Origin of the sequence: Cupriavidus sp. IDO (assembly GCF_000812465.1) — a bacterium.
Taxonomy (GTDB): domain Bacteria; phylum Pseudomonadota; class Gammaproteobacteria; order Burkholderiales; family Burkholderiaceae; genus Cupriavidus.
In genome coordinates, this window is record NZ_JWMA01000181.1 from 56,832 (window position 1) to 76,133 (window position 19,302).

18 protein-coding genes are annotated in these 19,302 nt (G+C 65.1%); 7 read left to right on the top strand and 11 right to left on the bottom strand.

Features of this window, described 5'->3' with window-relative positions; all coding sequences use genetic code 11:
• Positions 1-159 precede the first annotated feature (159 nt).
• Positions 160-1,266 carry a threonine aldolase family protein gene (locus RM96_RS32590; protein ID WP_082016822.1) on the top strand — a complete coding sequence of 369 codons (1,107 nt, stop codon included), beginning with the start codon at positions 160-162 and terminating at the stop codon, positions 1,264-1,266.
• Positions 1,267-1,304: 38 nt separating this feature from the next.
• Here the strand turns inward: RM96_RS32590 and RM96_RS32595 are convergent, their stop codons facing one another.
• Complete coding sequence (locus RM96_RS32595) at positions 1,305-1,514, bottom strand: hypothetical protein (RefSeq protein WP_039015875.1); 210 nt, start codon at positions 1,512-1,514, stop codon at positions 1,305-1,307.
• Positions 1,515-1,830: 316 nt separating this feature from the next.
• Between RM96_RS32595 and RM96_RS40435 the strand changes: the two genes are divergently transcribed.
• Positions 1,831-2,082 carry a hypothetical protein gene (locus tag RM96_RS40435; protein WP_039015892.1) on the top strand — a complete coding sequence of 84 codons (252 nt, stop codon included), beginning with the start codon at positions 1,831-1,833 and terminating at the stop codon, positions 2,080-2,082.
• A gap of 48 nt (positions 2,083-2,130) precedes the next feature.
• On the opposite strand, the gene RM96_RS32605 is transcribed toward RM96_RS40435, so the two are convergent.
• Both RM96_RS32605 and RM96_RS32610 read right to left on the bottom strand, forming a co-directional pair.
• The gene (locus tag RM96_RS32605) at positions 2,131-2,583 is read right to left on the bottom strand and encodes a PA2169 family four-helix-bundle protein (RefSeq protein ID WP_039015876.1); all 453 of its coding nucleotides are present in this window, start codon (positions 2,581-2,583) and stop codon (positions 2,131-2,133) included.
• A 274-nt stretch (positions 2,584-2,857) separates the two neighbouring features.
• Positions 2,858-4,057, bottom strand: a complete 1,200-nt coding sequence (locus tag RM96_RS32610) for a patatin-like phospholipase family protein (RefSeq protein ID WP_052279880.1) — start codon at positions 4,055-4,057, stop codon at positions 2,858-2,860.
• 337 nt (positions 4,058-4,394) lie between these two features.
• On the opposite strand from RM96_RS32610, the gene RM96_RS32615 reads away from it, so the two are divergent.
• Positions 4,395-5,678 carry a M20/M25/M40 family metallo-hydrolase gene (locus RM96_RS32615; RefSeq protein WP_039015877.1) on the top strand — a complete coding sequence of 428 codons (1,284 nt, stop codon included), beginning with the start codon at positions 4,395-4,397 and terminating at the stop codon, positions 5,676-5,678.
• A 13-nt stretch (positions 5,679-5,691) separates the two neighbouring features.
• Here the strand turns inward: RM96_RS32615 and RM96_RS32620 are convergent, their stop codons facing one another.
• Positions 5,692-7,071: an FAD-containing oxidoreductase gene (locus tag RM96_RS32620; RefSeq protein ID WP_039015878.1), complete on the bottom strand. Its 1,380-nt coding sequence runs from the start codon at positions 7,069-7,071 to the stop codon at positions 5,692-5,694.
• 382 nt (positions 7,072-7,453) lie between these two features.
• Between RM96_RS32620 and RM96_RS32625 the strand changes: the two genes are divergently transcribed.
• From RM96_RS32625 to RM96_RS32635, 3 genes are all read left to right on the top strand, one after another.
• The gene (locus RM96_RS32625) at positions 7,454-8,791 is read left to right on the top strand and encodes an MFS transporter (protein ID WP_039015879.1); all 1,338 of its coding nucleotides are present in this window, start codon (positions 7,454-7,456) and stop codon (positions 8,789-8,791) included.
• A gap of 35 nt (positions 8,792-8,826) precedes the next feature.
• On the top strand, positions 8,827-9,402 hold the full coding sequence (locus RM96_RS32630; protein ID WP_039015880.1) for an RBBP9/YdeN family alpha/beta hydrolase: 576 nt from the start codon (positions 8,827-8,829) through the stop codon (positions 9,400-9,402).
• Positions 9,403-9,516: 114 nt separating this feature from the next.
• Positions 9,517-10,680, top strand: coding sequence for a porin (locus RM96_RS32635; protein ID WP_039015881.1), 1,164 nt, complete (start codon positions 9,517-9,519; stop codon positions 10,678-10,680).
• Between the two features lie 304 nt (positions 10,681-10,984).
• Here RM96_RS32635 and phaZ read toward each other — a convergent pair whose 3' ends face one another.
• The 7 genes from phaZ to RM96_RS32670 form a co-directional block, all read right to left on the bottom strand.
• Positions 10,985-11,824, bottom strand: a complete 840-nt coding sequence (phaZ, locus tag RM96_RS32640) for a poly(3-hydroxyalkanoate) depolymerase (protein ID WP_052279881.1) — start codon at positions 11,822-11,824, stop codon at positions 10,985-10,987.
• Positions 11,825-11,888: 64 nt separating this feature from the next.
• Positions 11,889-12,308 carry a phasin family protein gene (locus tag RM96_RS32645; protein WP_039015895.1) on the bottom strand — a complete coding sequence of 140 codons (420 nt, stop codon included), beginning with the start codon at positions 12,306-12,308 and terminating at the stop codon, positions 11,889-11,891.
• A 55-nt stretch (positions 12,309-12,363) separates the two neighbouring features.
• On the bottom strand, positions 12,364-13,995 hold the full coding sequence (locus RM96_RS32650) for an alpha/beta fold hydrolase (protein WP_193752569.1): 1,632 nt from the start codon (positions 13,993-13,995) through the stop codon (positions 12,364-12,366).
• A 206-nt stretch (positions 13,996-14,201) separates the two neighbouring features.
• On the bottom strand, positions 14,202-14,666 hold the full coding sequence (locus RM96_RS32655) for a MaoC family dehydratase (RefSeq protein WP_039015882.1): 465 nt from the start codon (positions 14,664-14,666) through the stop codon (positions 14,202-14,204).
• Between the two features lie 60 nt (positions 14,667-14,726).
• Positions 14,727-16,529, bottom strand: coding sequence for an acyl-CoA dehydrogenase (locus RM96_RS32660; protein WP_039015883.1), 1,803 nt, complete (start codon positions 16,527-16,529; stop codon positions 14,727-14,729).
• Between the two features lie 245 nt (positions 16,530-16,774).
• Positions 16,775-17,773 carry an AraC family transcriptional regulator gene (locus RM96_RS32665; protein WP_152624260.1) on the bottom strand — a complete coding sequence of 333 codons (999 nt, stop codon included), beginning with the start codon at positions 17,771-17,773 and terminating at the stop codon, positions 16,775-16,777.
• Between the two features lie 93 nt (positions 17,774-17,866).
• Positions 17,867-18,868 carry an AraC family transcriptional regulator gene (locus tag RM96_RS32670; RefSeq protein ID WP_039015884.1) on the bottom strand — a complete coding sequence of 334 codons (1,002 nt, stop codon included), beginning with the start codon at positions 18,866-18,868 and terminating at the stop codon, positions 17,867-17,869.
• Positions 18,869-19,042: 174 nt separating this feature from the next.
• Between RM96_RS32670 and RM96_RS32675 the strand changes: the two genes are divergently transcribed.
• A partial coding sequence (locus tag RM96_RS32675) for a 3-keto-5-aminohexanoate cleavage protein (protein WP_039013803.1) occupies positions 19,043-19,302 on the top strand: 260 nt, incomplete at its 3' end.

Genomic DNA, 19,302 nt, shown 5'->3' on the forward strand with positions numbered 1-19,302 from the left:
CTACAGCGACCAGGCACACCTGAGCAGGGAATTCCGGCGGTTCCATGGCGTACCTCCCAGCAAGGTCGTCCGCGCGTAATCCGCAAGATCCTTCAAATCGCTCCTGGCGCTGCGTCGCAGAATTGGATGCATCCACCTCATGCCAAAGGGAGATCCACCATGATTGATTTGCGCAGCGACACCTGCAGCCAGCCGACCGAAGCCATGCGTCATGCCATGGCGAACGCCCCCGTGGGCGACGACGTCTACGGTGACGATCCGACCGTCAAACGCCTGGAGCGTGAAGTTGCCGAGTTCCTTGGCAAGGAAGACGCGATTTATATGGTCACCGGCACGATGACCAACCAGGTTGCGATTCGTGCACACACCGAGCATGGGGACGCGGTTCTCTTTGATCAGAACGCGCACGTCTATATCCTCGAAGGCGGTGCTCCTGCAGCATTCTCTGGTGTGCTGCCACGGCTCCTTCCCGGTGTCCGCGGCGTCTTTTCGCCGGATGATTTGCAAGCCGCGCTGGGGGTGCCGCACCGCTTCTTTCCCAGCACCGTCGCCGCACCGGCGAAACTGCTGTGCATCGAGAACACGCACAACCTCGGTGGCGGGAAGGTCTGGCCGATGGAACGACTGAAGGCGGTGTGCCAGACCGCGCGTCAGCGGGGCCTCGCGCTGCATCTGGACGGCGCTCGCCTCTGGCATGCTTCGGTAGCCACGGGGATTCCCGAGAGCGAATATGCCACGCTGTTCGATACCGTCAGCATTTGCTTTTCGAAAGCCATGGGTGCCCCGGTTGGCTCGGTACTCGCCGGGTCGCGGGACTTCATTACCCGGGCCCGACGGTTCAAGCAGCAGTTCGGCGGAGGCTTTCGTCAGGCCGGCATCATTGCGGCGGGCGCCCTGTATGCGCTGCATAACAATCGCGGACGACTGGCCGAAGACCACTATCACGCGAAGCTGCTCGCTGAAGGTATCTCTGCGCTTCCAGGCATCGCGCTGGATGTTGCCACGGTAGAGACAAATATTGTCCGATTCTCGGTGACGTCGATGCCGGCAACGGAGTTTGTCGACCGGCTCTATGAGCGCGGCCTCTACGTCCTTCCCTCCGGAGCCGACGGCGTTCGCGCCATCCCGTACCTGAACATCGCCGAGTCTGACATTCGCAATGCCGTCGCCATCATCGGGTCGGTCGCGTCGGAGCATGCGGGAGCTGCCGGGCGCTTTGGTACGCCCGGTGCAGCGCCGGCCGGGCAAAGCAGCGCCGGGTACTAGCCCCTTCGTGTCGGCGCCGGGCCAACGATCGGAAGGTACTAGTCGTTCGCGTCGCCTGAAGTGGCCTGGTCAATCTCCCGTTTCGCTGCCGCATAGGCCTTGTCGATCGCGACCGCTTCCGAGGGAGCGGGATCTGCCGTGTCATGCCGCTGCCCGTGACCACGGATGCCATACGACCACTCCCACTGGCCGCTCGCGTTCTTCCTGGTCTGGATCGAGATCTCCCGGCCCTTGTATCTATGTTCCATGGTGAGTTCTCCGAAATTTGGGGGATCGCAGGGTCAACCTTGCGCGGATCCCTGCCGTTATTGGATTGCTACGACACGCGATTCCGAGGTCGCCCTGCAGGTCCCGCCTGGCTGCTGTTGCTATTTCACCAAATGCCATGCAGGAGCGCCGGGTTGTGGCCTAAAGTTAAAGTGCTTTCTCAGGATTTGCGTGGCATTCAGGTGCATCACCAAACACCTAGCAGTAACGCCGCAAAGACGGCGGGCCTTACGAGGCAATTCTCAGATGTTGAGCCGGGCGCTGCGGCATGGCGGAACCAGCGTGAGGGAGGGGGTCATGAAAAGCACAAATGAGCAGTCCTTGCGGTCGCAGGTAGAAAAATGGCTCGCGCCCGGGCCCACGACGTCGGTCCATGTCGTTGAATTCAGCCGGACTCCATCGGGCGGGCGACGCTATGTATGCGTCGAGACAGCGCAGCAGGTTGGCCTGCGTGCGCTGTTCTTCTTCCGGCACGATGACGGCCGCTGGTGCGTGTTCCCGCCCGCAGCCGATTGGCCGACGATGACCGCTGGCCGTCTTGCTCTCTGAGTGATCGTGGCCGCTCGCGCCAGGCGGACTGGCACGAGCGGCGGACCCTCAGTGGATCTGCATGCCGCGCATGGCATGGAGTCGGTCATGGTGCAGCATCAACGTCCCATACTGGCGCTGAAGCGCTGCGTTGGCCTCCGGCGGCAGAGACTTCATCATGACGGACTGATACTCCCGTCTGGCGGCCTCTTCCTCATGCTCGCACATGCCCAGCACTGCGTCGTCATTGCTCGGCGACAGCATGTGGCGGAATGCCATCCAGCCGCGGAACAGCATCCCATTCATGCTGCCCCGGTCCGATGGTTCGCCGCCCATGGCACTGACCAGCGACTGCAATTCCTTCACCGAGGCCCGACAGGACTCCGCGGTGCTGGCCAGGATGTCGCGCAGTTCCGCATTGCGCACTTCGCTGGCGCCAGTCATGCAGGCCAGTTCGCTGTCCTTGTCGACCTCGATCAGCTGGTTCAGGGCGATGACAGTTTGCTTCTGATTGACGTCCATGAAATTCTCCCACCATGCATCCGGCGACCCGCGGCTTCACCGCCAGTCGCCAGGTCCGCCAATGGAGGAACCGCCACGGCGCAGGCGGCCGAAAGAGCATCGTCAGGGATGCCGTCAACATGAATCGGCCGGTGCGCGCCGGGCCCCATCTGCCCGCTCGTTCAGACGCGAGGCATGAATCCATGATAGGAGACGTCCGAACCCTGGCGGGAAAGCGTGTCATGACCCGGCGCACTCGCTTCAAGCCTGCAAGCGGCGCTTGCCCCGTCACTGTCTATTTCGCGGCCCCCGAGTGGGCTGGCCCATGCGATGCATCCGGCATCTCCGCGCTGATCCGATGCACGGCAATTCCCTCGATCGGATCCAGTGGCTCGCGCCAGGGGGCGCGCTCCAGTGCGCGTCGTGTATCCTCGTAGCCGGCCATCCAGCGGCGCTCGATCCCGCTGTTGGAGAAGTCGATATCGCGGTGCATGTCGTTACCGTCGAGTTGCGGCGCATCGAGTTCGACCACGTGCATGGTCGTCCCGCACCCCCAGCCGAGCAGTTCCTGCACGACAGCCTGTTCGCGTTCGCTTGCCGGAATGTGCTTGGCCAGCTCGCGGATCACATGCCGCAGGCGATGGATCTGCCGCTGCCGCTCGAGGTGGCTTTCCGCCCGGCTTGAATACTGGATGTCCCGCAACCGGCTCATCACCTGCCAGATGGAGTCGGGCTCCGGGCCGCCGGCGGGCCAAAGCTGCACGGCGAAGATCAGCGAGCTGCGGCGCGGGCGGTCATCGAGGACAGCCTCGAGCGGGGTGTTCGAGTAGATGCCGCCGTCCCAGTATGGCTCGCCCTCGACCTGCACGGAGGGAAAGCCGGGTGGGAATGCCGCCGACGCCATCACGTGATCGACGTTCAGCGGCGCGTCGCGGTTGGTGAAGTAGCGCATGCGGCCGCTGCGGACACTGACCGTGCCAACTGTCAGCCGTGTCTGCCTGGTGTTCAGGTAGTCAAAGTCGACCAGTCTGGCCAGGGTCGCGCGCAGCGGCGAAGTGGAATAGAACGCCGCCCTGGCGAGGCCGACAGTCGCGCGTACGCCCATCCACCAGGCGTCGGGACTTGGGGTGAAGAACGAGGGAATGCCCCGGGTCGTGACCGCCAGCACGCGCATCCAGTCCTCGAACGGGCGAAAGATGCCGCTCCCCTCGGCAGCGCCACGATAGGCAACACCATCCCAGAACTGCTTGAGCCGGGAGAGTCGCCGCGCTGGCGGATTGCCGGCAATGATGGCTCCGTTGATCGCCCCGATCGAGGTACCGATCACCCATTCCGGCTCGAGACCCGCCTCATGCAGGGCCTGATAGACGCCCACCTGGTAGGCGCCCAGCGCGCCGCCACCTTGCAGTACCAGCACCACCTGGCCCGGCAGCGCCGCGCCCGGCGCTTCGGCTTGCGCTGGCCCGGTGCCTGGTGCATTCGCCTTCTTGCCCATTGCTTCCCCTATTGGCGTGGCACAGGGACTCCAACTGCTCGCTAGTATCGCCCCCCATATCCGGGTCGGCAATCGCCGCTTCGACCGACCCACCGCGCGTTTCGCCCGGCGCGCCAGGGCGGCCTTTCGGATGCCGGCGCTCCTGCCCGCGCTGGCCTATGCCGATGGCGGAGACAAGCCTTGCGGATTTTCGCGCAGAGGTCCTTCCATGACAGCGTCGCCGGCCGTTGTGTGTCCTCCGGCGACGCGCTATCCTCGCCAGGGTGCTGTATCAGTCCCGTCGGGACTGTCCGCCCCCGCCTTCCGCTTCACAACCTACAACCCCGGAGACCTATCCATGCCTTGCCGTACCACTCTGCGCGCCACCATCCTGTTCCTCGCCTGCGCCACGCTTGCCGGCACCGCTTCCGCCGCCGCGGTCGAGCCGGTTCACCAGCTCGCGCAGCAGGAAAAGCCCGCGCTCATCGCGACCCTGAAGGATCTGGTGTCGATCGAGTCCGGCAGCAAGGACATCGAAGGGCTGGACCGCATTGCCACGCTGATCCGCGACCGGCTGGCGGCGCTGGGTGGGGACGCCAGGATCATCGAGCCCGCCGAGGTCTACCGGATGGACGACACGCCCAAACAGGTGGGCAAGATGGTGCAGGCGCAGTTCAAGGGCAGCGGCAAGCGCAACATCATGCTGATCGCGCACATGGACACCGTGTACCTGCGCGGCATGCTGGCCCAGCAGCCGTTCCGCATCGAAGGTGACCGCGCCTATGGGCTCGGCATCGCCGACGACAAGAACGGCGTGGCCGTGATCCTGCACACCATCGCCATCCTGCAGAAGATGAAGTTCAGGGACTACGGCACGCTGACGGTGCTGATCAATGGCGACGAGGAAATCAGCTCGCCCGGGGCGCGGGCCATGCTCAGCAAGCTGGGCGCGCAGCAGGATGCCGTGTTCTCCTGCGAAGCCAGCCGCGTCACCGGCGACCGCCTGTCGCTTGCCACCAGCGGCATCGGCTCGATCTATCTCTCGGTGCACGGCAAGGCATCGCATGCGGGGAGTTCCCCCGAGCAGGGCCGCAATGCGCTCTATGAACTGTCGCACCAGGTCCTGCAGATGCGCGACCTCTCCAATCCGGCCACCGGCCTCAAGGTCAACTGGACGGTCTCCTCCGCCGGTACCAATCGCAACGTGATCCCCGCCACTGCGACCGCGCAGGCCGACGTGCGCGTGCTGCGCACCGCTGATTACGACAACCTCGAGAAAACGCTGCAGGAACGCGTCCGGCAACAGCTGATTCCGGACACCAGGGTCGAAGTCAAGTTCGAGCGCCGCCGCCCGCCGCTCGAGGTCAGCGACGCGGCACGCAAGCTGGCCGCGCATGCGCAAGGCATCTATGCAGAGATCGGCGAAACGCTCCAGGTGCATGACACCGCTGAAGGCGGAGGCACCGATGCCGCCTTCGCGGCCGCGGCCACCAAAGCGCCCGTGATCGAGCGCTTCGGGCTGCGAGGGTTCGGCGCCCACTCCAATGACGCCGAGTATGTCGACCTGAACTCGGTCACGCCGAGGCTGTACCTGCTGACGCGGATGATCATGGACGTCTCGCAGGACAAGGCCGGGCGTTAAGCGGGACAGGGCACTAGGCCAGTGGCCGCAACTCCTGCAGCAGCGTAGGCACCAGCTCGGACACCGTGGGATGGATATGCATCCCGCGGCTGATGGTGGTATAGGGAGCTTTGGCATACATGATGTCGAGCAGTGAGTGAATCACCTCGTCGCCGCTCAGGCCGAGGAGCGCGGCACCCAGGATCATGCGCGTGTCCGCGTCGACCACCACCTTCATGAAGCCCAGGCTCTCGCCTTTCTCCACGGCTCGCCCGACGCGGCTCATCGGGCGGGTGCCGACCAGCAGCTTGCGCCCGGATTGCCGGGCTTCTGTTTCTGTCATGCCGGCGCGGCCGAGCGGCGGGTCGATGAACATGGCATAGGCCTGGATGCGGTCCGACACCTTGCGGGGATCGTTGTCGAGGAGGTTGGCCGCAACGATCTCATAATCGTTGTACGACGTATGCGTGAACGCGCCGCGGCCGTTGCAGTCGCCGAGCGCCCAGATGCCAAGGACATTGGTGCGCAACTGTTCGTCCACCTTGATATAGCCGCGAGCATCGGTCTCGACCCCTGCCTTGTCCAGCCCCAGTTCGTCCGTATTGGGCACGCGCCCGACCGCCAGCAGCAGGTGGGAGCCATGGACGTCCGGCGACCCGCTCGCGCAATCGAGCCCGACGGCAATGTGATCGCCTTCCCTGCGCGCGCTCAGGCAGTTGGCATCGAGCCGGATCTCGATTCCCTCGCCCTCCAGGATCTCCCGCACTGCGTGCGACACATCCTCATCTTCGCGCTGGATCAGGCGCGGGCCTTTTTCGACGATGGTCACCCTGGCCCCGAAGCGCCGGTACATCTGGCCAAATTCCAGACCAATATAGCTGCCGCCGATCACGATCAGGTGCTCCGGCAGGAAATCCACATCCATCATGCCCGAGTTGGTGAGGTACGGTACCTGATCCAGCCCCGGCATGGGCGGAACCAGGGCCCTGCCGCCGACGTTCACGAAAATCCGGTCGGCCTCCAGCAGTTCGCCGTTGACCCGCACCCCGTGCGCGCTCTCGAAGCGGGCGTGCCCCTGGTAGACGGTGCCGTTCTCCAGCTTGCGCATCCACTGTTCCACACCGCTGCTGGAGCGGCCGGATATCTCGTCCTTGCGCGCCTTCACCTGCTTCATGTCGACCGCGACCGGCCCGCCGATCGTCACACCATATTCGGCGGCCCGCCGCGCCACCCGGGCCGCGTATGCGCTTGCAATGAGGGTCTTGGTGGGAATGCAGCCAGTGTTCACGCAGGTGCCGCCAAAACGTGCGCGCTCGATGACGGCCAGTTTCATGCCCGCGCCAGACAGCCGTGCGGCGAGTGCGGGGCCGGATTGCCCGGTGCCGATGATGATCGCGTCGAATCGCTGAGCCATCACGAATCTCCTTGTCTTGTACCGTGCTCACCGCAGCGCGGATTTCAAGAACCACTGTAGGCCGTCGCGGCGTTCCCAGGTGGCGCTGTGCAGCCATCGGCACGCAGACGGCCGCAAAGGCGCAAATGGCCTCCTCAGCTCTCCTCCTCAGCTCAGAAATCGAATCGCTGCCGGCTCTGCGAATTCGCCACTGCAGCACACCTCTCGTTTTCCCCGACTGTCCCAAAATGCAAACAAGTTGTCCCCGTTAGTCAAACCAGCGGCAGCCAATCCTAGATACTTCGGCAGTCGCGACCGGACGGAGGTACTACCCTGAATGGAAGCGTTGGCTCCCTGGCTAGCACAACCGGGAGTGCAGTCAAGGTCTTCCAGGAGAGGCTTCATGCTCGGACAGCAATCCACCACCCATCCCCACCTTTCAGCCGGCGCAGCCGGTGCGAAGCCGTCTCGCTATTACCCCTGGCTGGTCTTTGCCCTGAGCTTCGGCCTGCTGCTGTCGGACTACATGTCCCGGCAGGTGCTCAACGCGGTCTTCCCGCTACTGAAGGTGGAATGGTCGCTGAGCGACACCGAGCTTGGCGCGCTCGGCGGCATCGTGGCCCTGATGGTGGGCGTGCTGACCTTTCCCCTCTCGATCCTGGCCGACCGCTGGGGCCGGGTCCGAAGCCTGATCCTGATGGCTGCGCTGTGGAGCCTGGCGACGCTGGGCTGCGCGCTGGCCAACAACTTTGGCGAGATGTTTATCGCGCGGCTGTGCGTGGGCATCGGCGAGGCAGCCTACGGCAGCGTCGGCATCGCCGTCGTGCTTTCAGTATTTCCGCGCCACCTGCGCGCCAGCCTGAGCTCGGCATTTATCGCCGGCGGCGCGTTCGGCTCCGTGCTGGGCATGGGGCTCGGCGGGGCCTTGTCGGCACACTTCGGCTGGCGCTGGTCCTTTGCCGGCATGGCGATCTTCGGGCTTGTGCTGGTGGCGTTCTATCGCCTCGCCATTACCGAGCCGCGCCTGCAGGCTCAGCGCCGTGCGCTGGGCGAGGTAACGGAGCGTACAAGCGGGCACGAGAGCGTGTCCCTGCGCCCGCTCCTGTCGGCGCTCTTCTCGGCGCGCTCGATCCTCTGTGCGTATGTCGGCAGCGCGCTGCAGCTGCTTGTCATGGGCGCCCTGATCACCTGGATGCCCAGTTACCTGTCGCGCTATTACGGCATGGCCACGGATCGTGCAGGCGTGACCGCTGCCGCCTTCGTGCTGGCTGGCGGCGCGGGCATGATCCTCTGCGGCGCACTGACCGATTGGGTGGCCCGCCACGCGCCCAAGCGCAAGTGGCTGATGGCCGTCACCTACAGCGTGATCTGCTGCGTACTGCTGCTTACGGCGTTCCGCTTGCCCGCGGGCACTGCGCAGCTGGTGCTGATCGGTGCCGGCATGCTGTTTGTCGGTGGCACGGCCGGTCCGGCCAGCGCCGTGGTGGCCAACCTGACCCACCCGCATATCCATGCCACCGCCTTCGCCACGCTCACGCTGGCCAACAACCTGCTGGGCCTGGCGCCCGGCCCCTTCGTCACAGGCGTGATCGCCGATCACATTGGCCTGCTGGGCGCCCTCCAGGTGATCCCGCTTGCTGGCGTGCTTGCCGCCGGCTTCTTCATTGTCGGACGCCGCTACTACACGGCCGATTTGCTTCGCATCGAAAGCCAGCGTGAGGCACGCACGGGCAACGCCTGACCTTCTGACTGACTAACTGACTGACCGAGATAGTGATGAGCTTTCCCGCTGACACCACCTTCCTGCTGGTACCCGGCCTGCGCGACCATGTGCCGGAACACTGGCAGACCCTGCTCCAGGCCCAGCTGCCGAACGCCCGCTCCGTGGCACCGCTGGAGCACGACAAGCTCAGCCGCGACGCCCGCGTCGCCGCCCTGGACGCCGCCCTCGCAGACATCGAAGGGCCGGTGGTGCTGGTGGCGCACAGTGCCGGTGTGATGATCACCGTGCATTGGGCCGCGCAGCACCACAGGAAGATCCGTGGCGCCCTGCTCGCCACGCCTGCCGATCTCGAAACCCCGATGCCTGCCGGCTATCCGGACATGGCCTCGCTGGCCCAGCACGGCTGGCTGCCGGTTCCCAGGGCACCCCTGCCCTTCCCCAGCATCCTCGCAGCCAGCCGCAACGATCCGCTCGCGAAGTACGAGCGCGCGGCGCAGATGGCGAGCGACTGGGGCAGCCGCCTCGTCGATCTTGGCGAGGTCGGCCACCTCAACCCCGCGGCCGGCTATGGCCCCTGGCCGCGTGCCATCGAACTGCTGGAAGCGCTGCTCGCACCGGCTGAAGCCTGAACGGGCTTCGGGCGGCGAGCCGCTGAGGGGGAGGCAAGAAAGCAGTACTTCGCAGTACCAATTCAGACGGAATTGTCCGCATCACACACCAAAGAAGACAGAGGAGATTTGCCAATGAAGCTCAAGAGCATGGCCGCAGCCGCGTTGCTCGCCTGTGCAGGGGGCGCCTTCGCCCAGTCGACCGTCACGCTCTACGGCGTGGCCGACATCAACGTGGAATACGCCAATCACGTCGGTGCGGTACCAACGGCCGCCAACCAGTTCAACCGCGGCCCGTCGAACGACGTCTACCGCATGAATTCCGGCGGGCTCTCCGGATCCCGCTGGGGTCTCCGTGGCACGGAAGATCTCGGTGGCGGCATGAAGGCACTGTTCGTGCTGGAAAGCGGCTTCAACCTCGACACCGGCACCTCGCAGCAAAGCGGCCGCCTGTTCGGACGCCAGGCGTTCGTGGGCGTGCAGAAGAATGGCATCGGCCAGGTGAGCCTCGGCCGTCAGTACACCTCGATGTTCGAGGCACTGGCCAACTTCTCGCCGACGGCATATGCCACGCAGTATGAACCGGTGGTGCTCCAGTCCGGCGCGAACTTCCGTGAAGACAACACCGTCAAGTACACGGGTCAGTTCGGCCCGGTAACGGCTCTGGCGCACTATTCGTTCGGGGTTGGCCTGGCCTTGCCGGCCACGGTCGGCGTGGCAACGCCGATCGGCGGCAACGGCGAAAACCCGGGCCAGTTCCGACGCGACACGGCCTACGGCGCTGCCGTGGCCTACGCTGCAGGCCCGTTCGGCGCGACCATTGGTTATGACCAGTGGAATCCCACCATCGGCACCAGCAGCGGCACCGTCAAGAAGGCTGTGATCGGAGCCAGCTACACCTACGGCCCGGCCAAGATCATGGGCGGCTACCGCTGGGGCCAGAACAAGAACGCGGCCGACGTGCTGATCCAGCGTGACGACTTCTACTGGATCGGTGCCAACTACCAGGTCACGCCGGCCGTTGGCCTGACGCTGGAGTACAACTACGACAACGTCAAGAACCTGTTCGGCGACACGCACGTTGCCAACCCCTGGCAGATTGCCTTCGTGGCGAACTATTCCTTCTCCAAGCGTACCGACGTCTACCTGACCACCGCGTACGCCAAGAACGCGGGCCTGATGATGGAATCGCTGGCGACAACATTTGCCAACAGCTTGTCGCTGGGTAATAGCTACACGCTGGCCAACGGCCAGAGCAACATGTTCGGCGCGGCAGTGGGTATTCGCCACAAGTTCTGACAAGGAACCCTGGTCACTGCATCGACACCGAGCCTTGCTCGTTCTCGGCTGCCCTGGAGCTTGTCTCCGGAGTGGCCGATTTTTTTTTGGTTCTTCGCTGGATTGCGGGTCTGGGTTCTTGGATGCTCTGCTGTTTCGCCGGCGTAGCCGGCGACCTACTTTCGGTCGCGCCCGAAAAATGGAGGGCTCGGACAAAAGTGACTCGCCCGGCAGGGCGAAACGGGGCCGTCGAGCAATAGCAGAGGCAAGCCGCAGCCACCAACCGCCGATGCAAATCAGCAGCCCCCAAAGAACTGCCCCCCGCTCAGGGCAACTGTCGCCTCAGGAAGCCCCCGATAACACACGCTGCCTTCTCCGGACCAGTCACCAGAAACAGATGCCCGTCCTCAAGCACATGCAATTCCGATTGGGGAATCCGGGCCGCAAGGATCCTCGCATTGATCAACGGCACGATGGGGTCATCCACCCCGTGCATGACCAGCGTGGGCTGCGTGAGCGCGCCCAGCCAGGGCAGGCTGCTCCAGCCCCAGGCAGCCAGCAGCTGATAGAGGTAGCCACGCCCGCGCGGGGGCTGCATGTGGCGGCCATGCTCGTCGAGTAGTGAAGGGTCGTCGCGAAAGGCGCCGCCATAGAGATCGGCTCCGACACGGCGAAGGTACTGCGGATCAGTGTAGCGACGCACGCCGATCATCTTCGACAGCACCGACAGGCTGCCCGGCACCATGATGACGCCCGGCGACGTGGCCGCAAGCACCAGGCGACGGCAACGCCGGGGATAGAGCCGCGCAAATTCCTGCGCCAGCGCCCCGCCCCACGAAACCCCGAGCGTATCGACCTGGCCCGCATAGCCAAGGTGCGACAGCAACCTGTCGGCCAGCACGCAAAGGTTGGAGAAGCGGTAAGGCATCAGCGGCGCGGGAGAGCCGCCGGCACCGGGGACGTCGAAGATGATGACTTCCACGCCCGCCAGTGCATCGACGAAGGGCTCGAGCAGTTCGAGGTTGGCGCCGATGCCGTTGAAGATGAGCAGCGGCGGACCCGCATCGCTGCCGGGCCGGATGCCGACCCTGAGTTGCTGCCCGTCCAGATCTACCGTCTGGACATGCATGTGGCCGGCCATGATGCCGGCATCGCTTGTTGTCATCAAGTTGTCCTGGAGGCGTTTGGCGCGAAGGCACGGCCGGGGGGCCGGCCGTGCCTCCTGGTACTTACTGCCGGGGTCGCAGGATGCCCTTCACTTCCTCGACGTTCTCGGCAATGCGCCGGCCCACCGTGGCAAGGCTGTCAGCCTGGGTCTTGTACACGGTGTCGCTCAGCCCGCGCAGGCCGGCCACGGCCTTGTGCAGCGAGCGCGGCAGCACTTCCGAGACCTTGGCCGACTGGCCATCCGCATCCTTGCCGCCGCGTGCGAGCGCCTGCAGGTCGGCGGCGGTGTCGCACAGGTACTCGCCCTGCTGGCGCACCAGCGACTGCAGGCCGGCCAGCAGCGCGATATTCACACTGGCCAGCGCCTCGATGTCCTTGCGGCGTGATTCGAGGATCGCGGCCGGGTCCAGTCGGTTCTGCCTGACAAAGTCAAACAGCTTCTTGTGCGGGGCCGAGGCGCCCGCGGTGTTGGTCGATTCCATCTTCATCTCTCCAGAGAGGTTGTTGCAAAAATCGATGGCCGCGTGGGCCAGTGGACTACGCTTCAGTCACGTAGACACCAGGGGCTTCGCCGCATGGCGTGTACTGCAGGCTGCCCGGCTCCGCCGGTGCATTGCGCCTGGACCCGGAACGCTCTTTCAGCCATTGGCTCCAGTGCTCCCACCAGGAATCCTGTGTAGCGGTGGCGCCTTTCAGCCAGGTATCCGGATCGGCCGCGGGCTGGTCGTTCCGGAAGAACTTCGCCTTCGGGTTGCCGGGCGGGTTGATCAGGCTCTGGACATGCCCGCTGGAGCTGAGCACGAACTCCGTGCGGCCGCCAAAGGCGCGCACCGAGCGGTACACCGCCTTCCACGGGGTGATGTGGTCGGTCATGCCGGCCAGCACGTACTTGTCGCACTGGACTTCCGCCAGGTCGATGGCGTGGCCCAGCACGCGCAGTGCGCGCGGCGTAGCCAGCTGGTTCAGGGTGAGCATGTCCAGGAACTGGCCATGCAGGCCGGCCGGGAGCCGCGTGGTGTCGTTGTTCCAGTAGAGGACATCGAAGGCCGGCGGCGCATTGCCCAGCAGGTAGTTGTTGACCCAGTAGTTCCACACCAGGTCATTGGGCCGCAGCCACGCGAAGACCCGTCCCAGCTCCTCGCCGTCGAGCACGCCGCGTGCCTGGCTGCCTTGACGCGCGGCCGTGACGGCTTCCGGCGTGCTGAACAGCCCGAGCTGCGACTGTGCATCCAGCCCGAACACCGACACCATCAGTGTGGCCGCATGCACCAGCTGCTCGCCACTTGCCGCGCAGTAGCCCATCAGCGCCGACATCGTCATCGCGCCGGAGCAGGCGCCGTGCAGGTTGACGTCGGGGCTGCCGGTAATGTCGCGGATGGCGTGGATGGCTTCGATCAGCGCGCCGACGTAGGTATCGATGTCCCAGTCGCGGTGCGCCGCAGTGGGGTTGCGCCAGCTCACCATGAATACCTGCAGCTCCTTGCTCAGCAGGTACTCGACCATGCTCTTGCCCTGCGCGAGGTCGAATACGTAGAACTTGTTGACCTGCGGCGGCACGATGAGCTGGGGCCGGGCGTGCACCTTCGCGGTGGATGGCGCGTACTGGATCAGCTCCAGCACGTCGTTGCGGAACACCACCACGCCGGGCGTCGTGGCCAGGTTCTTGCCAACGCTGAACGCATCCTTGTCCACCTGGGCGGGCATGCCGCGATTGGTCAGGGTATCGGTGACCAGGTTGGTCAGCCCGCTGATCAGGTTCATGCCGCCAGACTCCACGGTTTTCTTGATTGCCGCCGGGTTACCCAGCAGCGTGTTGGTCGGTGCCAGCGCATCGGCCAACAGCGAGGTGAAGTACTCCGCGCGATGCTTGCTGCGCTCGTCCATCACCGAGCGCCGGACAAAGCCGCTCACTGCATTGCGCCAGGCCTCGTAGCCCTGCAGCGACATGCGGTACAGCGGGTTTTCCTGCCAGGCCGGATCGCCAAAGCGCCGGTCGCGCGCCGACGGCATCGGGGCCGAGCCATCCAGCACGCCGATCAGGTCATGCGCCAGCTGCGTCTGCTGCTCCAGCACCAGCACGGGCTCCTGCACGCACTGCGCGCCAATCTGCTGCACGGTGCTGATCAGGTCTTCGGCGCGCAGGCCCACGAAGGGGTTGGGGCCGGCCATGATGGCCGGCGCGCTCTCGACGGCCTCGACAGTCTCGATGGTCTCCACGGCCTCGATGGTCTCGATAGCCTCGATGACCTCGATGGTCTCGATAGGCGTTGCCGCCCTCCGGCCCTTGCCGGCCCGCTGTCTTGTCCTGGTACTAGTGGCCCTTGTCATCTTGCTTATCCCGCCTGCTTCCTTGCTACTTCTGTCTTGTCCGGGCTTCATGCCACCAGCAGCGCCAGCGCTTCCGCCACCAGCGCGGGCCTTGCCTCGCCTTCGATTTCCATCGTGTTTTCGGTCCTGAGCAGCACGCGGCCATCGCCCCTGTTATCAGCGGCCAGCAAGCTGACGCGGTTGCGCACGCGCGCGCCCGCCTTCACCGGCGCCAGAAAGCGCATCTTTTCCAGCCCGTAGTTCACGGTGGCACTGGCATCGGACGGAAACACGCCCATGTCGATGAGCTGGCCTGCCAGCAGCGAAAGCGTCAGGTAGCCGTGCGCGATGGTGCCGCCGAACGGGCTTTCCCTGCTCGCGCGGTCCACGTCCACGTGGATCCACTGGTGGTCGCCCGTGCATTGCGCAAAGGCATCGATGCGCGCCTGGTCCACTTCTGTCCACTCGGACACGCCGAGTTCCTTGCCGACGAACGCGCCGAGCGTTGCCATGCAATAGTTTTCGATTGCCATACGGCCTCCATTGATTGATCTTTTACCCTGCCGCGGTCCACCGCGGTGACTGGGTCCGCTTCAGAAGCGGGCTTCGTCCAGGGTCAGGAAGCCGTCACTGCCCTTTGCGCCGGTGATGGCGGCCTCCAGCCCGGAAGCGCGCGGCAGGATGTGCTTGGCAAAGAATTCGGCGGTGGCGATCTTGGCGGCGTAGAACGCTTCGTCCTCGCTGCGCTTTTGCGTCGCGACGATGAGTGCGCGCGCCATTTGCCAGCCCGTCAGCACGATGCCGGCCAGCTTCAGGTACGCCACGCTGGCGCCGAACACGGCGTTGGGATCCTTGCCGGCGTGCTCCAGCACGAAGTCGATGGCCCTGCCCAGCGCCATCCGCGCGTAGCCAAGCTGCAGGAACATGGCGCTGCACGCGGCGTCCGCATCGTTGCCGGCGCAGTCCCTGAGCGCATCGATGGTCCCGTCGATCTCTGCCAGGAAGGCCCTGGCGGTCAGACCGCCGTCGCGGACGGTCTTGCGCCCGACCAGGTCGTTGGCCTGGATGGCGGTGGTGCCTTCGTAGATCGGCAGGATGCGCGCATCGCGGAAATGCTGGGCAGCACCGGTTTCCTCGATAAAGCCCATGCCGCCGTGCACCTGCACGCCCAGGCTGGTCACGTCCAGCGACATCTCGGTGCTCCAGCCCTTGATGACCGGCACAAGGAATTCATAGGCCGCCTTGAACTGTGCGCGCGTGTCAGCGTCCGGCGCATGGTGTGCGAGGTCCGAGTAGCCGGCGGCGACCAGCGCCAGCGCACGCGCGCCTTCGGTGAGCGCGCGCATTTCGGTCAGCATGCGGCGCACGTCTGGATGATGGATAATCGTCACCGCTTCGCGGGCCGAGCCATCCACCGGGCGGCTCTGCACGCGGTCCTTCGCGTAGGCCACGGCCTGCTGGTAGGCGCGGTCGGAGATGGCAATTCCCTGCACGCCCACGCCGAAGCGCGCGGCGTTCATCATCACGAACATGTACTCCAGGCCGCGGTTCTCCTCGCCGACCAGGTAGCCGATGGCGCCGCCATGGTCGCCAAACTGCAGCACGGCGGTAGGGCTGGCCTTGATGCCGAGCTTGTGCTCGATCGACACGCACTGCACGTCGTTGCGCGCGCCCAGCGAGCCATCGTCGTTGACGAGGAACTTCGGCACCACGAACAGCGAGATGCCCTTCACGCCCTCGGGCGCGCCCGGCGTGCGCGCCAGCACCAGGTGGACGATGTTGTCCGCCATGTCATGCTCGCCGTAGGTGATGAAGATCTTAGTGCCGAAGACCTTGTAGCTGCCATCCGCCTGCGGCTCGGCGCGGGTGCGCAGCAGCGCCAGGTCGGAACCGGCCTGCGGCTCGGTCAGGTTCATGGTGCCGGTCCACTCGCCGGCGATCAGGGGCGGCAGGAAGCGCTGCTTCAGCTCGTCGGAGCCTGCGGTGAGCAGCGCTTCGATCGCGCCGTCGGTCAGCATCGCGCACAGGGCGAAGGACAGGTTCGCCGCGTTCATCATTTCCATGCATGGCGCGCCAACCAGCTTGGGCAGTCCCTGCCCGCCGAACCCGGCCGGATGCACGATGCCCTGCCAGCCGCCCTCGCCGAACTGGCGGAATGCCTCCCTGAAGCCCGCGGTCGTTCTGACTTCGCCGTCGTGCCAGCTGCTGGGTTGCTTGTCGCCGGCAACGTTGAGGGGGGCGATGACCTCGCCGTGGAACTTTGCTGCCTCGCCGATGACCGCTTCGACGGTGTCCGGGGTGGCGTCTTCATAGCCAGGCAGGCTGGCAATCTTTGTCAGTCCGGCCAGCTCACGGATGACGAACAGGATGTCTTTGGTAGGTGCGGTATAGCTCATCTTTGGCCTCTGTGCGGTGTTCACAGCGCCAGCATCCGATTCGCTTACCGGTGGCACTGCAACGTTATGTGCCCGATCGTAGCGGCGGCGTGCACAAAGGCGGTTATCCAAACTTGCCCATTCACTGACAAATCCTGCCGCTTTTCGCTTCGGCAGCCATGCGCGCGCCTGGTGCGTCGCAAGCGGCTTGTGGCGTGGCAGGATTTGTCAGCCGGCGGCCAGCTTTGCGAGCCGACTCGGTGGGCTTACGGCGCGCGGCGGTAGGCGTTGGGCGTGCTGCCGGTCCAGTGGCGGAAAGCGCGATGGAAGGCGGTGGGGTTGTCGAAGCCCACGTCGAAGGCAATCGCGGCGATGGGATCGTCGGAGCGCGTCAGGCGCTGAATGGCGATATCGCGCCGCACGTCGTCCTTGATCGCCTGGAAGGCGGTGCCCTCCGCCGACAGGCGACGGCACAGCGTGCGCACCGAGCAGTGCAACGCATGGGCCACCGCCTCGATGGTGGGCGACACCGGAAGGCCGTCGGCCAGGTATTGCCTGACCCGGTGGGAGGTCATCTGCTCGGCGAAGGAAACGAAGATCCAGTCCTCGGGCGCGCGCGACAGGAACTTCTCCAGGTCGGGCTTGCGCTGGCGCACCGGCATGTCCAGGTAAGCCGCATCGAAGCCGATGCGGGTATGGGCGCAACCGAAGTGCACCGGGCCTGGAAACAGGTAGAGATGGTCGCCGGCCAGCGGCGACCGTGGAAACTGGAACTCCACAGCCTGCAGCGGGATTTTCTGGCGGATCAGCCATGACGCCACGCCGTGCACGAGCTTCAGCATCAGCTCGCGCCCCAGCACGCTGGTGGCAGGACCCGCCGGGCTGTCCACCAGTTCCACATAGCCTGACGCACCATCGCGCCGGGACTCGATGCGGAAGTCATCGAGGATCAGGTGGAAGAACTGGCCGAAGCGGTGCAGCGCCACCTCCAGCCTTGGCGCATCCAGCAAGCTCAGGCACAGGTACTTGAGCGTGCCATTGCGCAGTGGCCGGCTGAAGATGCCCGGCATTTCATCGTCGGCCTCTTTGGCCAGCAGGCGGTACAGCGTAGAGAACTGTTCTTGCGTGACGCGCGCCGCCGGCTCGGCCAGCAGCTCGCTGGCAAAGCCCGAGCGCTCCGCGAGCCGTGCGATCGCAACGGGATCGGCGCCGGACAGGAAGCCGTTGACGACAGAGATCGGGACGGTAGCGGACAGGCCGTTCACGCGGGGCGCCGGCGTGGCATGCCGGAGGGATGATGACGGCGCATTCTGTCACAGCGCCTGCGCAATTGAAATTCGCAATAATGCCTAGTACGCCTAATGCGCCTGCTGCGCCCGCCACTTCGACACGCTGCACCCGAACTGCCCGCTGAACCAGCGCGAGAATGCGCTCAGCGACGAGAACCCGAGCAGCGTGGCCACTTCCGAAAGCGGCCGCTCGGGGTTTTCGATATAGCCGATCACCAGGCCCGCGCGCACTTGATTGAGGATTTCCGAATAGGTGATGGCTTCCTGCTCCAGGCGCCGGTGCACCGTGCGGCGATCCACGCCAAGGTGCTGCGCCACGCGATCGACCGAGCACATGCCGGTAGGCAGCAACACATAGACCAGCTTGCGCACCTTGTCGGGCGTGGTGGAGTTCGCCTGCGCGAGCAGGGTGCCGAGGTAGCGCTGCACCTGCCCCGCCATTACCGGGTCGTAGGAAGGCAGCGGCGCGTCCAGGTCCGACGCCGCGCAGACAATGCCGTCAAAGTCCTGGTTGAACAGGGCCGGCATGCCAAACACACGCGTGACGGTCGAAAGGCTGGCTGGCGCGGCATGCGTGAAGCAAATGCTGCGCGGGCGCCACGAAGTCCCCAGGAACAGGCTGAGCATGCGGTACATCACCCCGACCGCCAGGTCAGTGGCCTGGCGCAGCGTGCCGGGCTCCTCGCTCAGGATCTGCAGGCGGATCATCACCAGGCCCTCGCCCTCTTCAATACGCATGGCAAGTGCTTCGTTCTGTAGGCCCATGTAGCGCACCATGGACTCCAGCGCCCGGCGCAGCGTCGGCTGTTCGCGCACCACGAAAGCCAGCGGCCCGAGATTGGAGAACTGGCGCAATTCAGCCATGCGCAGGCCGAAGTCGTCGGCCTGCGAGGCCCGCGCCGAGGCATCGAGCAAGCGGCCCACCAGCCCCGCCGGAATGCGGATATCGGGGTCGAGCAGCACGTCGCGGCTGATCCTGGCCGCGCGCAATTGCTGGTGTGGATCGAGCCCCACCGCGCGGGCGACTTCCACGTAGTTGGTAAGGCTGGCACTGCGAAGGTAGTAGGACATCGCGTTTTCCCTGACTGTCCCGAAATGTAAATCGATCGTCCCGGATCGTCAAATCGCTGCGCACCGTTACACGATACTTCCGACACCGAACGTGATACCGAAAAAGCGACCGTTTGGTGCCGCCACGCAGGCGGTTCCCGAGCGGTCCGCTCACAACATATCAGGAGCAAAAGCATGCAATTCCTCGACGATTCCCTGCACCCCGAAAACATGGACAAGGTGGTCATCACCGTGGCCCCCTACGGCCCCGAGTGGATGCCCGCGGATTTCCCGGAAGACATTCCGGTGACGATGGAAGAGCAGGTCCAGAAGGCCGTCGATTGCTACAACGCGGGGGCCACCGTGCTGCACCTGCACGTGCGCGAACTGGACGGCAAGGGCTCCAAGCGCCTGTCCAAGTTCAACGAGCTGATCGCCGGCGTGCGTGCCGCGGT